At 54.7% G+C, this 14,457-nt stretch carries 14 protein-coding genes; 10 read left to right on the top strand and 4 right to left on the bottom strand.

Annotated elements, in window-relative coordinates; translation table 11 throughout:
* Nucleotides 1-40: 40 nt before the first annotated feature.
* The 10 genes from ACWIKB_RS06265 (at nucleotide 41) to ACWIKB_RS06220 (ending at nucleotide 9,903) form a co-directional block, all read left to right on the top strand.
* Nucleotides 41-1,447, top strand: coding sequence for a mannose-1-phosphate guanylyltransferase/mannose-6-phosphate isomerase (locus ACWIKB_RS06265; protein ID WP_475265813.1), 1,407 nt, complete (start codon nucleotides 41-43; stop codon nucleotides 1,445-1,447).
* Between the two features lie 77 nt (nucleotides 1,448-1,524).
* Nucleotides 1,525-2,595 carry a dTDP-glucose 4,6-dehydratase gene (rfbB, locus tag ACWIKB_RS06260; RefSeq protein ID WP_475265812.1) on the top strand — a complete coding sequence of 357 codons (1,071 nt, stop codon included), beginning with the start codon at nucleotides 1,525-1,527 and terminating at the stop codon, nucleotides 2,593-2,595.
* A 50-nt stretch (nucleotides 2,596-2,645) separates the two neighbouring features.
* Nucleotides 2,646-3,524, top strand: a complete 879-nt coding sequence (gene rfbA / locus ACWIKB_RS06255) for a glucose-1-phosphate thymidylyltransferase RfbA (RefSeq protein WP_475265811.1) — start codon at nucleotides 2,646-2,648, stop codon at nucleotides 3,522-3,524.
* Nucleotides 3,521-4,060, top strand: a complete 540-nt coding sequence (rfbC, locus tag ACWIKB_RS06250; protein WP_475265810.1) for a dTDP-4-dehydrorhamnose 3,5-epimerase — start codon at nucleotides 3,521-3,523, stop codon at nucleotides 4,058-4,060. Before rfbA ends, rfbC begins: the two co-directional genes overlap by 4 nt.
* A 506-nt stretch (nucleotides 4,061-4,566) precedes the next feature.
* Nucleotides 4,567-4,821 (top strand): hypothetical protein, encoded by a 255-nt coding sequence (locus ACWIKB_RS06245; protein ID WP_475265809.1) that lies wholly within the window; start codon nucleotides 4,567-4,569, stop codon nucleotides 4,819-4,821.
* An 88-nt stretch (nucleotides 4,822-4,909) separates the two neighbouring features.
* The gene (locus tag ACWIKB_RS06240; RefSeq protein ID WP_475265808.1) at nucleotides 4,910-6,022 is read left to right on the top strand and encodes a polysaccharide biosynthesis/export family protein; all 1,113 of its coding nucleotides are present in this window, start codon (nucleotides 4,910-4,912) and stop codon (nucleotides 6,020-6,022) included.
* Nucleotides 6,023-6,036: 14 nt separating this feature from the next.
* On the top strand, nucleotides 6,037-6,696 hold the full coding sequence (locus tag ACWIKB_RS06235) for a YjbF family lipoprotein (RefSeq protein ID WP_475265807.1): 660 nt from the start codon (nucleotides 6,037-6,039) through the stop codon (nucleotides 6,694-6,696).
* Nucleotides 6,693-7,460 (top strand): capsule biosynthesis GfcC family protein, encoded by a 768-nt coding sequence (locus ACWIKB_RS06230; protein WP_475265806.1) that lies wholly within the window; start codon nucleotides 6,693-6,695, stop codon nucleotides 7,458-7,460. Before ACWIKB_RS06235 ends, ACWIKB_RS06230 begins: the two co-directional genes overlap by 4 nt.
* Entirely contained in the window at nucleotides 7,457-9,547 is a 2,091-nt protein-coding gene (locus ACWIKB_RS06225; protein ID WP_475265805.1) for a YjbH domain-containing protein, read from the top strand. Before ACWIKB_RS06230 ends, ACWIKB_RS06225 begins: the two co-directional genes overlap by 4 nt.
* Entirely contained in the window at nucleotides 9,544-9,903 is a 360-nt protein-coding gene (locus tag ACWIKB_RS06220; protein WP_475265804.1) for a VanZ family protein, read from the top strand. The genes ACWIKB_RS06225 and ACWIKB_RS06220 overlap by 4 nt, the downstream gene beginning before the upstream one ends.
* Nucleotides 9,904-10,220: 317 nt before the next feature.
* Here the strand turns inward: ACWIKB_RS06220 and ACWIKB_RS06215 are convergent, their stop codons facing one another.
* The 4 genes from ACWIKB_RS06215 to ACWIKB_RS06200 form a co-directional block, all read right to left on the bottom strand.
* Nucleotides 10,221-11,615, bottom strand: coding sequence for an undecaprenyl-phosphate glucose phosphotransferase (locus ACWIKB_RS06215; protein WP_475265803.1), 1,395 nt, complete (start codon nucleotides 11,613-11,615; stop codon nucleotides 10,221-10,223).
* A gap of 495 nt (nucleotides 11,616-12,110) precedes the next feature.
* Nucleotides 12,111-12,779 (bottom strand): response regulator, encoded by a 669-nt coding sequence (locus ACWIKB_RS06210; RefSeq protein ID WP_475265802.1) that lies wholly within the window; start codon nucleotides 12,777-12,779, stop codon nucleotides 12,111-12,113.
* Between the two features lie 39 nt (nucleotides 12,780-12,818).
* Nucleotides 12,819-13,571: an EAL domain-containing protein gene (locus ACWIKB_RS06205; RefSeq protein WP_475265801.1), complete on the bottom strand. Its 753-nt coding sequence runs from the start codon at nucleotides 13,569-13,571 to the stop codon at nucleotides 12,819-12,821.
* Nucleotides 13,572-13,601: 30 nt separating this feature from the next.
* Nucleotides 13,602-14,315 carry a winged helix-turn-helix domain-containing protein gene (locus ACWIKB_RS06200; protein ID WP_475265800.1) on the bottom strand — a complete coding sequence of 238 codons (714 nt, stop codon included), beginning with the start codon at nucleotides 14,313-14,315 and terminating at the stop codon, nucleotides 13,602-13,604.
* Between the last annotated feature and the right edge of the window lie 142 nt (nucleotides 14,316-14,457).

Raw genomic sequence — 14,457 nt, 5'->3', positions numbered from 1 at the left:
TCAATCCAGTCCAAACTTTTACTTGTCGATGAGGTGTTAAATGATTCCGGTTATTTTATCTGGAGGCACGGGCTCGCGCCTATGGCCACTCTCCCGTCAGTTGAACCCCAAACAATTTCTGTCGTTAGTCGATACTGAGCTCTCCTTACTTCAGGCCACTATCCAGAGGCTGGACGGATTGGAGATACGCACGCCCAGACTTGTTTGTAATGAAGAACATCGTTTTCTCGCCGCCGAGCAGCTGCGAAAACTGGGTTTGGAAGGCGCGAACATATTGTTGGAGCCCGTAGGTCGTAACACCGCGCCGGCAGTGGCGTTGGCGGCGTTGCAGGCGACTGCCGAGGGTGAGGACCCGTTGCTGTTGATCTTGCCTGCGGACCATATGGTCAAGGATGTTGCTGCGTTTCAAGCCAGCATCCGGACAGCAATCCCGTTGGCCCTGGATGGCAAGTTAGTCACCTTTGGCATCGTCCCTGCGTACCCGGAAACGGGCTATGGCTATATCGAGAAGGGCGAGAGTATCGGCGACGGCGGTTTTCGCGTGAACCGCTTTGTCGAGAAGCCCGAGCTGGTGGTGGCTCAGGAATACCTGCTGACCGACGCCTTCTTCTGGAACAGCGGTATGTTCCTGTTCCGCGCCAGTCGTTATCTGGAGGAGCTGGAAAAATACCGCCCGCAAATCCTCTCTGTCTGCATTGAAGCCTTGAACAACGGCTCCCAGGATTCGAGTTTTACCCGGGTTGACCGAGCCTTGTTCGCGACGTGCGTCGAGGACTCAGTCGACTACGCGGTAATGGAGCAGACCGCCGACGCGGTCATGGTCGCGATGAATGCTGGCTGGAGTGATATCGGGTCCTGGTCCGCACTCTCAGATACCTTTGTCAAAGACACTGAAGGCAACGTGTTCAAGGGTGATGTTGTTGCCGAGAACACCTTCAATACCTACGTTCATTCCAATAGCCGTTTGATTGCGACGGTGGGTGTCGAGAACCTGGTGATTGTTGAAACCAACGACGCGATCCTGGTTGCGCACAAGGACCACGTGCAGGATGTGAAGAAGATAGTCGAGCAACTCAAGCAATCCGAGCGCAACGAGTACGTCAACCACAGGGAAGTCTATCGCCCGTGGGGCGTGTATGACTCGATAGATAAAGGCCACCGCTATCAAGTCAAACGCATCACTGTGCAGCCGGGAGCGAAGCTGTCTGTGCAGATGCATCACCACCGCGCGGAGCACTGGATCGTCGTTAGCGGTACGGCCAAAGTGACCAATGGAGAGAACACCTATCTGGTCACCGAAAACCAGTCTACGTACATACCCATCGGCCAAGTGCACGCACTCGAAAATCCGGGGGTCATTCCCCTTGAACTGATCGAAGTACAGTCTGGCTCTTATCTGGGCGAGAACGACATCGTGCGCTTTGAAGATAAGTACGGCCGGGCATGACAGTCCGGTCATCCGCTAATCAATAGCGGGTGTCTGACATCGATCTGTTGTTTATCTCATCGTCAGGAACTCCACTCATGTTTAAAAAAATCCTCGTTACCGGTGGGTCCGGTTTCATTGGGTCAGCAGTGGTACGCCACCTGATTAATGAAACCACTTGCAGGGTCGCGAACGTTGACAAGCTGACGTACGCGGGCAATCCCGACTCGCTGTCCAGTGTCGACGAATCCGAGCGCTATCACTTCTTCAAGGCCGATATCTGTGACGGTCCGGCACTGGATGAAATCTTCACGATGTTTCGCCCGGACGCGGTGATGCATCTGGCTGCGGAGTCTCATGTCGATCGCTCTATCGACGGCCCCGCTGAGTTTATCCAGACCAACATTGCAGGCACTTACACGCTGCTTGAAGCGGTTCGGCGCTACTGGAACGGGCTGTCGCCGCAGCTTAAACAGACATTCCGTTTTCACCATATTTCCACGGACGAGGTCTACGGCGACCTGGAAGGCACCGACAGCCTGTTCAGTGAAACGACACCTTACGCGCCCAGTTCTCCCTATTCAGCGTCCAAGGCCAGTTCGGACCATCTGGTTCGGGCCTGGCAACGGACTTACGGTCTGCCCGTGCTGGTGACCAATTGCTCGAATAACTATGGCCCTTATCACTTCCCCGAGAAGTTGATTCCGCATGTGATTCTGAATGCCATACACGGCAGGCCTCTGCCGGTATATGGCGACGGGTTACAGGTTCGCGACTGGTTGTTTGTGGAGGATCACGCGCGTGCGCTGTGTGAAGTTCTACATAGGGGCTCGATCGGCGAAACCTACAACATTGGTGGGCATAACGAGAAATCCAATATCGAGGTGGTGCAAACCCTTTGCGATCTGCTCGAAGAGTTGGCGCCCGACAAGCCCGCCGGCGTCGAGCGTTATCGCGATCTGATCACCTTTGTTAAAGATCGACCAGGCCATGATCTTCGATATGCCATTGATGCCGGCAAGATTGAGCGCGAAATCGGTTGGCGGCCGCAGGAAAGTTTTGAAAGCGGCATTCGAAAAACCGTTCAGTGGTATTTGCAAAACACCGAATGGTGGCAACGCGTGCTCAATGGTCAGTATCGGCCAGAGCGCCTGGGCCAGAACGTTTGATACCGGCAGACCTGCCCCAGATTTCGACACGTTTAGAAGGGAATCCCTCCATGAAAGGCATTATTCTCGCGGGCGGCTCCGGCACCCGTTTGCATCCCATTACCCGCGGTGTATCCAAACAACTGCTGCCCATTTTCGACAAGCCGATGATTTACTACCCGTTGTCGGTGTTAATGCTGGCGGGTATTCGCGAGGTATTAATTATCTCCACCCCTCAGGACTTGCCCAACTTCCGCAACCTGTTGGGCGATGGTTCTGCTTTCGGTATTGAACTCAGTTATGCCGAACAGCCGTCCCCCGATGGTTTGGCACAAGCCTTTATTATCGGTGAGCAGTTTATTGGCGACAGCAACGTCGCGCTGATTCTGGGCGACAACATCTTCTACGGTTACGGTTTCAGCGCCTTGTTGCGCGAAGCGGCGCAGCGACAGAGCGGCGCGACGGTTTTTGGCTATCGAGTCAGCGACCCGGAGCGTTTTGGTGTTGTCGAGTTCGACAGCAACGGCAAGGCGATTTCGATCGAAGAGAAGCCTGCGCGTCCCAAGTCCAACTTTGCGGTCACAGGTTTGTACTTCTACGACAACGACGTGGTGAACATTGCCAAACAGGTAAAACCCTCGGTTCGCGGCGAACTGGAGATTACCGACGTGAACAATGCTTACCTGCAACGCGGCGATCTGCACGTCAGTGTACTGGGGCGTGGTTTTGCCTGGCTGGACACCGGGACCCATGAATCATTGATGGAGGCCGGGCATTTCGTCCAGACCATTGAAATGCGCCAGGGATTGAAAGTTGCTTGTCTTGAGGAAGTGGCCTTCCACCAGGGCTGGCTGTCGGCTGAACAACTGGATAAGCAAGCCACGGCTCTACACAAAACCGGGTACGGCCAATACCTGGCGCAGGTGCTCGCTTCGGAGCCCGGGAAATGAACGTCATCAAAACCAGATTGCCTGGCGTACTGATTATCGAGCCCAAGGTCTTTGGCGATGCCCGTGGATTCTTTCTTGAGAGTTATCACCAGCAGCGTTATCGCGACATCGGTATTGAACTGCCTTTCGTGCAGGACAATCACTCGCGCTCCCAACAGGGTGTATTGCGTGGCTTGCACTTCCAGCGCAGTCGGCCTCAGGGCAAGTTAGTGCGGGTAACCCGCGGCGCGGTTTACGACGTGGTCGTGGACATCAATCCGGCGTCGGCAACGTGCGGTGAACACGTGGGCGTTGAGTTGAACGCCGATGATCATCTCCAGCTATGGGTGCCACCGGGTTACGCCCATGGTTTTTGTGTGCTGAGTGATGTGGCTGACTTTCAGTACAAATGCACCGATGTGTACGATCCGCAGGACGAGGGCGGCCTGCTCTGGAATGATCCGGAGCTGGACATTGCCTGGCCTGTGAACTCGCCGCAACTTTCGGAAAAAGACCAGCAGTATCCGCGCTTGCGCGAGTTGCTGAGCGGGGACTGACCATGAGGGTTCTAGTGGCCGGTGTGGTATTGCAACAATCGGGAAAAACAATCTCCGATATTTGAACGCTATAGGGGCCATTGTTATTTACGGTCTATATAGAACCGCCAATGTTATTCTTTGACGCTGTTTTTTCAGGAACTTTCACCTATTCAAACCTCCTGAAGCAGAATAGGTCAAAAAATTCCTGACGAATAATAACAATGGGCGCAAGGCCTGAATGACGCCCATTTGAAACTTTGCGCTGAAAACCCTCGTTTCGGCGGTAGATGTCGCAAAAAGTCGTCAATATCCATCAATAAGTACCGGCGGCGCCAAGGTGTTTCGACACCCGCATCGCGCCGGCCGGTCTATGGTGCGTCACACCTATAAATGACATGCTCCAAAGGAGGCAAAGTGCAAGGTCTGGCTCGTTATACCTACGGAGGTCAGTTCATATGCATGCTGCCGCCAATTCACAATCCCTTAGTTACTTGTATAGGGTCGATGTCGAGAAGGAGTCTGATATGAAGAAGCTATTTGCCGCCGGATTGCTGTCTCTGTTGAGTACTGCTGCACTGGCCGTAGAACCTGTGGCCGAAGAACCGCTGAGCCTGAGCACCCCGGTGCTGGGTTCAGTCACTGTCGCGCAAACCGCGCTGGCGGCCGTGGCCATTATCGGCACGGCGGTAGCCGTCTCCAGCTCCGGTGGCAGTTCCAATGGCGGGACGGCTGGTTCCACCGGTACGACGGGAACTACCGGAACTACGGGTACCCAGTAATCCCCCTCTGAAGTGCGTTGTTCAAGATCACTCATAACGGTATGAGTGATCTTGTTTTAGACTTGCCCTCGACTAGTGTAGTGCCATTATGATCCGTAGGTTTTCTGTTGTGATGCTGGCAAGTATTACCTTGCACGGCTGTATGTTTTCCCCTGGTCAACATATGGATACCGGTCAATTGACGCGTGACGGTTCTCCCGAGAGTAGTCGGGTGGAACTTATTCCCATCACGCCTAAGTTGATTGCCATGGACGCCGCTCTGCATGTTCGCGAGTCGGTTCCTCCCGAGTTGTTGTCTTATGCTCCAGGTGGTTATCGCGTGGGCGCCAATGACTTGTTGTTTATCACGGTTTGGGATCATCCCGAGTTAACGGCACCTTCGGGGCCACAACAACAACTCGATGCCAACGGTCGTCTGGTTCGTCCGGACGGCACGTTGTTTTACCCCTATATCGGCAATGTCCAGGCCGCGGGTAAAACCATCGAAGAGTTACGGGCCTTTATCTCCGAACGTTTGTCTCAGTTTGTTGAAAGTCCTCAGGTGGACGTCAGCGTATTGCGCTTCGCCAGCCAGATCGTGGTGATTTCCGGTGCCGTGGTAAAAGCGGGCCAGCAGCCGATCACTACCACTCCGCTCAGCGTGGTGGAAGCTGTCGGAGCGGCCGGGGTGGACACCTCCAATGCGGACTTGTCAGGGTTGACGCTGACCCGTGACGGTCGAGAGTACAAGCTTGATCTCGATACGCTCAATCGCCAGGACTCGCAGTTGCACCGGGTCTACCTGAAAGGGGGCGACCAGTTGTACTTGCCCTATAACGATCTGAAACGGATCTACGTCATGGGCGAGGTCAACCAGCCTCGTGCGCTGAGTTTCAAGAACAAGTCGATCAACCTTTCCGATGCTCTGGGCACGGTGGGTGGCTTGAACCAGACCACCTCCAATGGCAACGCGGTTTACGTGATTCGGGGCGCGGATAACCTGGAAACCGAACCGGCCAAGGTGTTCCAGCTTAATGCCGAGTCACCTTCAGCCCTGGTCCTGGCCACTCGTTTCGACCTGCAGCCGCAAGATATCGTCTATGTCGGCCCGGCCGGCGTGACGCGCTGGAACCGCCTGATCAGCCAGCTTCTGCCTACCGCCAGCGTCCTCGGGACCGGGGCCAGCTCCGTCAACGATCTCAGTGAAGCCAACAGCAGATAAGGCTTAATCAATCCGTGAAAATTTTGCATACCTGCGCCTGTCTTACGACGGCGCTACTGCTGTGTGGGTGCAATCCGTTGATGACGGCCTCTTGGCAGACGATTAAAGCGTCTGCCAGCGGGCCTGCTTCGATCGAATTGACCCGTGCTCAAGTCGATGCCGTCCCTTATCCGCAGATTCTGGTCACCACCACCAGCAGTGAAGGGGTGATGGCCATGGCTCGCCGGCGGGGCGACCTGGAGTTCTGGGTCGCCTCCGGCAAGCAAGTATTGATGATGCGTGACGGTCTGGTGGTGCGCAGTGTCGGGCTGGGTGTTGCCCTGGATGGCACTCGCTTCAATGGCGAATCCCCGTTCAAACGTGGCCTTCAGCGATTGCCCGACGGCTACACCAGCACGCGCTGGATCGATATCTACGAGGGCTATCGCGTCGGTATCGCGGTCAATAGCCGGTTCAGCACACACGACATCGAACGCATCAGCATTCTGGACAAGGATTACGCCTTGCTGCGGGTCGACGAGCAAGTGGATGCACCCGCCCTGGATTTCCATGCCACCAACCGTTACTGGGTCGACCCCCAAGACGGTTTCATCATGCGCAGCGAGCAGCATCTGACGCCGCAGATTTCCCTGAAGATCGTGCAGTTGCGCCCTGAGCGGGGAGTGGTTCGGTGAAGTGTCCAAACCTTTTGTTGCTCGGCCTGCTCTTGATCGGTGCTGACGTGAGCCAGGCCGCCGTCACCGTCAGTGGCGATGTCCGAAGTCCCGGTGAAGTCGCCATCACACCCGGCGCACGCCTGCGGGACGTCATCAGTGCCACTCAACCCAATGCCGAAAGTTACTGGCTGGGCGCGGCATGGCTGCACCGTTCGCTGGAAGCCAAACAGACGCGGTTGAAGGCCGGGGTGCTGTTCGATCTGAAACTGTTGCAGCGGGTTGCCCTGCTGGATGGGCGAGACACGCGGGCAGCCTTGAGCGCGCGCCTGTATGAGCAAGTCGAGCAGCTGCCGGTAACCGGACGCCAGGTAGCGGTGCTCGATCCGATTGCCCTGGAAGTCGGGTTCGCGCTCAACGCGTTGCTCGATGATGGCGACCGCCTGATTTATCCGCCCCGACCGTCCACCGTGGAAGTCTGGGGGGCCGTCGCGCAACCCTGTCATGTGCCTTACAACGCGATGCAGCAAGCCCGGGTTTACGCCGAACACTGCACCATTCTTGGCGACGCTGAACGCGATTATCTGTGGCTGATCCAGCCGGACGGCCAGGTACGGCGTGTGGGCGTGGCGGCATGGAATCGTGAGGAGGGCGTTGTGCCTGCTCCCGGCAGCACGATCCTGGTGCCGATCAGAAGTGACGATCTGGAATCGCCAACCCCTGAGCTCAATCAACAATTGGCCGAGTTTCTCGCCACTCAACCCTTGGCTGAGGTGGCCCCTTGAAGCTACGTTTTGCTGCTGTTTTGCTCCTGCCTTGTGGATTCGTTCATGGCGAACCGCGTTACACCCAGAATGATTTTGGCGGTGTCGGCCTGTTGCAGACACCGACCGCGCGCATGGCCCCAGCGGGGGAGTTGAGCGCCACGGCCAGTCGTACCGACCCTTACTCGCGCTACAGTTTTTCCTTGCAGCCGTTCGATTGGCTGGAAGGCTCGTTTCGATACACCGCGATCACTAACCGCAAGTACGGCACCGATGCGTTGAGCGGCGATCAGAGTTTCAAAGACAAGGCCATCGACCTGAAAGCACGGCTTTGGGAAGAAACTCATTGGGCCCCACAAATCGCGCTGGGGGCCCGGGACATCGGCGGCACCGGATTGTTTTCGAGCGAATACTTCGTCGCCAACAAGCGTTACGCCGACCTTGATTTCAGCCTGGGTATTGCCTGGGGTTACTTGGGTAACCGGGGTGATTTCAGCAACCCGCTGGCGGTACTGGGCAGCAAGTTCAATGACCGGCCGCAGAGCAGCGCGGCTGTCGCCAGGGCAGGGGGTGTGAACTCCAATGCTTACTTCAGGGGACACCCTTCGTTGTTCGGCGGGGTTGCCTATCAAACGCCCTGGGAACCGCTGAGCCTGAAACTCGAATACGAGGGCAACGACTACAAGAACGAGCCGCTGGACAACCCGATCAAACAAGACCTGCCGATCAATATTGGCGTGGTCTACAAGTTGGCCGACAGCGTCGATCTGAGTGCCGCCTGGGAGCGCGGCAATACCGCGATGTTCGGCATCACCTTGCACACCAATTTCGTCAGCCGCAAGGCTCCGGCCAAAACCTACGACCCTCCTGCCGAACCCTTGCCGGCGCAGGTGCCATCGACCCCGCCTGACCAAGTCAACTGGGCCAAAGTCGCCAGCCGATTGCAGCAAAATGCCGGCTACAAAGTGAAACGCATCGCCCAGCGCGGTCCGGAGTTACTGGTGTATGGCGAGCAGTCCCGCTACTTCTACCCGGCCAAGGCCGTGGGGCGGGCCAGCCGGATTCTCGACAACAGCGTCAATCAGGACATCGACTGGTTCACCTTGGTCGATCAGCGTTACGACATGTCGATAGAAGAAACCAGCGTGCCGCGCGAAACCTTCCGTGCGGTGCTGAACAATGACCAACCGCTCAAAGACCTGCACCGTACGACTGAGGTCAATCCGGCGCTGGCTCACCAGGAAACCACGCTCTATACCCAAGCGCTGGACCCGTTCAATTATGGCTTCGGCCTCGGGTACAAACAGAACATTGGCGGCCCTGACGGACTGCTCTATCAGTTCACCGCCGATGCCGATGCGCAGTACCGTTTTACCCGGGACATCTGGTTGAGCGGCATGCTCAGCGCCAACCTGTTAAACAACTACGACAAGTTCACCTACGATGCGCCGAGCGGGCTACCTCGCGTGCGCACCGATCTGCGCAAATACCTGACCACCTCCGATGTGACGATGCCAACATTCCAGCTCAACCATGCGGTGCAACTGGATCAGAACCTGTATGGCATGGTCTACGGCGGCTATCTGGAATCAATGTTTGCCGGGATCGGCAGCGAAGTGCTTTATCGGCCTGTGGGGCAGCGTTGGTCTGTGGGCGCGGACTTGAACTTCGTCCGCCAGCGCGACTTCAATCAAGGCTTTGGATTGCGTGATTACCAGACCGTGACCGGCCATGTGACCAGCTATACAGAGCTGCCCGGTGATGTGAAAGCGGCCGTCAGCGTCGGGCGTTATCTGGCGCGTGACTGGGGCACCACCGTGGACCTGTCGCGCGAGTTCAATAACGGCGTGAAGTTTGGCGCCTGGGTGACGCTGACCACGGCGTCGAAAGAAGACTATGGCGAGGGCAGTTTCGATAAAGGGATCTATATTTCCATACCGTTCGACGAAATGATGAGTACCTCGACGATGCGTCGGGCCAATATCGTCTGGGCTCCACTGACCCGCGATGGCGGTGCGCGCCTGAACCGCGCCTACTCGCTGCAGACCATGACTGACGGGCGTGACGGCGACCTGTTCTACAACAACTTCGAGAAGATCACGCAATGATGGTATGGGTCAGGCGTTTGGTCGAGTTGCCATTCTGGTTTCGCGGGCTGGCCTTTGCCGCCGTCACCCTGGTTCTGTTGGTTGCGGGTTTGCGCCCGCAGCCAATCCCGGAACTGTTCGTCCAGGAGGACAAGCTTCATCACTGGATCGGTTTCCTGGTCTTTGCGTTTAGTAGTCGCCTGGCTTTCCCGCGGCAGAAGTGGTGTTGGTTAGCCTTGGGTTGTTTGCTCACCGGTGTGCTCATCGAGGGCGCGCAAGGTTTACTGCCGCTGCGCACGGCATCGCCCTACGACATGCTGGCAAACAGTTTTGGCGTGTTGACGGGGCTGCTGCTGGCTTGGCGCTGGCTGCGCTGAGAAGAGGGCGGGACGGGGTTGCTACCCCGTACCCGCCCTTTGTTTTGTCATATCGAGGCGCTGGGTGCGTCTGTTTGAATGCAAGTCATTGTGCCGCCCAGGTCAGCACTTCCTTCCTGACCGCTAACACCGATGCCTTCGTGCATGGGGTTATGTCTGTCTTCACCCGCCAGGGTAAACCCCTCCAGCAATCCACCTGACTTCTCTCAATGTCTGCGGGCGAATAGCCTGTGCGGGGATCACGGCGCCGAAGCGCCGTTGGGAAGTTGGGAGCCGGGTTCAAGTCTTGGATAGCGCTGAACGCGCCTGAGGCGTTGTTAATAGATGTCTTTGGAAAACAACGTGAAGGGCGTCTTGATCAAAATCTTTATGTCGAGCCACAACGACCAGTTGTTGATGTAGTTGAGGTCGATTTCCACACGTTTCTGCATCTTGTCGATCGTCTCGGTTTCACCACGGCAGCCGCTGATCTGCGCCAGGCCGGTAATGCCCGGTTTGATCCGGTGCCGTGCCATGTATGCGCGGATCTTGCCTGTGTAGTAGTCGTTGTGGGCGACGGCGTGCGGGCGCGGCCCTACCAACGCCATATGCCCCTGTAGAACGTTGAAAAACTGCGGCAACTCATCAATGGACGTGCGTCGTATAAAGCGCCCGATCGGCGTTATACGGGTGTCCTGGCGACTGGCCTGCTGAACCTGATGATCATCGTGCAGGCGCATCGAGCGGAACTTCCAGACCTTGATGATCTTGCCATTCCAGCCGTGACGCTCTTGTTTGAAGATGACTGGGCCGGGTGACGATAGCTTCACCGCGAGCGCAATCACCAACAGCAGCGGACTGAAGCCGATAAGTGCCAGGGCGGCCAGGCTTCTGTCGAGCAGCGCCTTGCTCAGCGCCGCCGTCGGGTAACTGGTCAGCGGGCTTTCATTGAGATGGATGGCCGGCAAACCATCCACCTCGCTGATGGAGTGATTGAGCAACGTCATGCTGCCCAGGTCGGGTACCCAAACGACGTCCACGTTCGAGTCAAGAAGATCGATATACAGCGCTTCGACCTGTTTGGCTTCACTCAGCGACAACGCAATGTACAGCCGCCGGATATCGTGAACCCTGATGAGTTCGCGCAGCTCCTCCAACGGGCCCACGACTTTGTGTGTGTTGAGGTTGGTCGACAGCTGGTTCGGTTTAGCGCTGATCAGGCCAATCAGCGGCGGATATTCAGTCATCGCCAGCTTGTCCGCCAGTTTTACCGCCAGTGGGTCGGTGCCGATAATCAGTGTGTTGTTCTGGCTGTGCAACTGCCGATGGTAGTGCCTGGAGATGCTGTGCAACGGCAAGTACAGCAACGCTTGCAGACAAAAACCGGCCAGCGCCCAGATCAGGATGACCTCCCGGGAAAACAGCTCACTGGTTTTGCTGAGAAATCCGATGCTCGTCAACCCGGTTAACGTCAGCAACCAGCCGAGCAGCAGGCGTCCCAATCCGGTGAGGTAGCCGTGGCGTTTGTGATAGACCTGCAGCAGCGAGTAGGAAGGCACCGAACCCAGGAAGGTGAGCACCGCAAGCACACGGTAGTGGGCCTCGACTTCACCGGTTTGATAAAAGGCGAGGGCAAATAGCAGCGCATTGACCGACGTGATTGCAATTGCCCATTGTCCCCAGAATGTAAGTCCTTTGGTGATGCTGTTGCGATTAATACGATGATGTTCCATAGCGGTATCCCTCGGGCGTGCGCCACGTTGTATTCGAGTCGACGGTTAATAACTGGCAGCCACGCACAAAGAGCCAATACACCGCCATCAATGTGTATTGATAGGCGTGTATAACGGCGGGCCTGAAAGAACGAGTCGGGTAGTTTTGTTGTTTTGTTTGATGTCGGCTGGCACGTTTCTTAGTGGCCGGTTTTATACTAATCCCTTACTCTTTTCGGGTATCAGACGATTTATAACGGGTGCACTCTTGCTCGGGCAGTTATAAAACGTCGTACAGTTCTAATAGGCGGGCGGTCAAAAAAAAGCTATAAAATTTCGACCGCTATGTATGGGTTTGGCAGTGGGGGTATGGAGCAACATGAGGAAATGGCGTGCACCACTGTATTGCGCATGACAGTGCAATCGTGGCGAGGAGGCAGGTATTAAAACGTACGGCGTGTCGATGCAGATGAGGTGTCGCATATATTGTTATTTTTGTAGTTGCGACGTCAGCAATCAGTGGGCTACTCGAATCCTTTGTGCCAGGCAATAGCCGCGATTTCTGACTGAGCGTAAGAGCCGTGCGCCATTCGCCGCGTTTTTGAACTTAGTTTGCAAACGGCTCAAGCACATTTCGAGGCCGCTGTAGCGTTCGGGATCTTTTTCAATACGCAAGATGAGATCGGTTTTGCTCAGAACACGCCGGTCGTTGAGTACCAGTTGTGTGAGCATCAAGGCTTCCGTGCCGGTAAGAGCAATAGTGATATCGTCTTTGATCAATGTGCGTTCGTCACCATTGAACCACCAGGTCTCCGGGTTGTTCAGTAGTTCTTTACTGCGGCTTACTGCCGAGATGAACTCTTCATCGGCCAACGGCTTTTTCAGAAAGCGGTCTATTCCGAAATGCGAGAAGTGGTTAAGTTCGGAGTGTTCCGAGTTGAGCGTGATCAAGATGATTTCCGCATCTTTCTGATTTTTCCGAATGAAGCTGACATCGTTCAAGGATATGTCAGCCTGGTCGAGCAATATATGACTGAAGCGTTTTTTTCTGATCTGTTCGCTGCTGAGTTTTCCAGACTCGATTTCAAAGTGGGAACACAAGCGCTGTGCGAGAAGAGACTCGATGGCTTGTCGTGCAAGTTGATCGCGGGTGAAGATCAGAAAGTTATTGCTGGGGGTATTCACAATTAAGGCTCCTTCCTAGATAGGTGAAATGGATGCGGATTAAATAATTTCGGTGGGTGAGTAGTAGCGACCTTGGAAAAAGTCGAATGGCATGCTCCGGGCCAGCGTATGGAGAGCTCTATGCTCCACGCGGTCCGCGATGAATTTGATTTTGCTGTTATGGATCATGCTGCTCAGGCAGTCATAGGATCGGTTGAAAAAGTCCTGACTGTTGTCGACCATGATGTCAAAGTTTGATTTTGTCAGATCAACTTTCACATAGTCGAAAAAGTCCAGGCTGATCAGAGACTCGGCGCTGTCATCGCTCAAGTCATACCCCTCGAACGCAATTTCGACCCCGTTATCCTTCAACAAATGAATGTGACTGATAATGGTTCTTTTTTCTTTTAGGTTGTTTGCCCTGAACGATCCCACCTGAATGCTGGGCACTAATTGTTGTTCGTGGGCCTTCAATGTCGCTTGAATGCTGTTCATCTCCTTGATCAAGGCGTTATCCAGTAAAGCGGAGTGGCTCATCGTTACAAATTTTCTGTTTGGATTATTGGCCAATGCTTCTGGATGGGGCGTCGATTGCGGGACGGTATTTAACCGGATGCGCGCCAGTACTTCGCGATAAAGAACCAGCGGATGATTGTCGCGCCGTGGTTGATAGGCATTAAGGTGTGCGTGATGTTTTACGGCCTTGGCATAGAACTCACTACCAAACAAATCATTGTTTCTATTGAGTATCGATTGCCTGAAAAAACTTAAAGTAAAACTTTCTTGAATGGCGTGTTGCTTGCTCGGTTCCATGACTTAGCTCCTTTGAGAGTTCCCCGTATGCTATTTGACCGACATGACCCCTCGTAACAGTCGGTAGCCATAGCCTCTAACGCTGTAAATTGTGTTGATGCCGAAATGTGTCTTTATTTTGTTTCTGAGTCGACTGATGGACTTTTCGAGGACGCGTGAGTCGTAGAGCTTTATATTAAGCCCCATGGATTCGGCAATGCTGTCATGGTGCAAGATATGGCCTTGCGCATTAATCAGTGCGTCCAGTACTTTTACTTCCTGATAAGCAAGATCAAGTATTAGGTTTTCGTCGCAGACATGCAGGCATGTGGAGTCCAGGGTTAACTTGACTGAGGAACTCCATTCAGGGCTATTGAGAAAAGCAGAGACCAGTTGTTCTTTTTTGTTCGGGTCGTTGGAGACAGAAATACAATGATCGGCACCCGCCTGGTAACATTCAATCTTGGCGTGAGGAGCGCTATAGTTAATGTTGGTGACGATAATTAACCCGGCATTGTTCTCGCGCAACTTTCTGATGAGCGTCAGGCTATCATCAAGATCGGCAGGGGTGGCGACCTCTATTAATAGGGCGTCAGGTGCGTCGCCTTGAACATCACTTTTAAAGGCGTTAGTGCGATCTAATGTAGAGTTGTGTAGAGGGTTTGTTACGATCAACGGTTCTAACGTACCCGTCGAACTCCAGGAGTTCCCAATGGCAATAATGCTCTTTTGGTTACTTTTGATCTTGCTATCCGTATTCATCATGCTAATGACTCATATGTGCTGGCGTCGCAATCTTAATACACAAAATACTGGAGTTATCTGACGTTTTATAACAATCGCTTCCGCTGTCTGAGGCCTGAAATTGATCATTTCGCCGTGATCAATTTCATGCTGTTCAACGACA

This window comes from Pseudomonas sp. 5Vm1k, from assembly GCF_056161485.1.
The sequence above is the reverse complement of the archived record's forward strand: the minus strand, read 5'-3'. Positions and strand labels throughout refer to the sequence as shown.

What these genes read in the sequence shown, in the direction of transcription:
- ACWIKB_RS06265 (WP_475265813.1), top strand. Translation starts at nt 41, where the DNA reads ATGATTCCGGTTATTTTATCTGGAGGCACGGGCTCGCGCCTATGGCCA.
- rfbB (WP_475265812.1), top strand. Translation starts at nt 1,525, where the DNA reads ATGTTTAAAAAAATCCTCGTTACCGGTGGGTCCGGTTTCATTGGGTCA.
- rfbA (WP_475265811.1), top strand. Translation starts at nt 2,646, where the DNA reads ATGAAAGGCATTATTCTCGCGGGCGGCTCCGGCACCCGTTTGCATCCC.
- rfbC (WP_475265810.1), top strand. Translation starts at nt 3,521, where the DNA reads ATGAACGTCATCAAAACCAGATTGCCTGGCGTACTGATTATCGAGCCC.
- ACWIKB_RS06245 (WP_475265809.1), top strand. Translation starts at nt 4,567, where the DNA reads ATGAAGAAGCTATTTGCCGCCGGATTGCTGTCTCTGTTGAGTACTGCT.
- ACWIKB_RS06240 (WP_475265808.1), top strand. Translation starts at nt 4,910, where the DNA reads ATGATCCGTAGGTTTTCTGTTGTGATGCTGGCAAGTATTACCTTGCAC.
- ACWIKB_RS06220 (WP_475265804.1), top strand. Translation starts at nt 9,544, where the DNA reads ATGATGGTATGGGTCAGGCGTTTGGTCGAGTTGCCATTCTGGTTTCGC.
- ACWIKB_RS06215 (WP_475265803.1), bottom strand. Translation starts at nt 11,615, where the DNA reads ATGGAACATCATCGTATTAATCGCAACAGCATCACCAAAGGACTTACA.
- ACWIKB_RS06205 (WP_475265801.1), bottom strand. Translation starts at nt 13,571, where the DNA reads ATGGAACCGAGCAAGCAACACGCCATTCAAGAAAGTTTTACTTTAAGT.
- ACWIKB_RS06200 (WP_475265800.1), bottom strand. Translation starts at nt 14,315, where the DNA reads ATGATGAATACGGATAGCAAGATCAAAAGTAACCAAAAGAGCATTATT.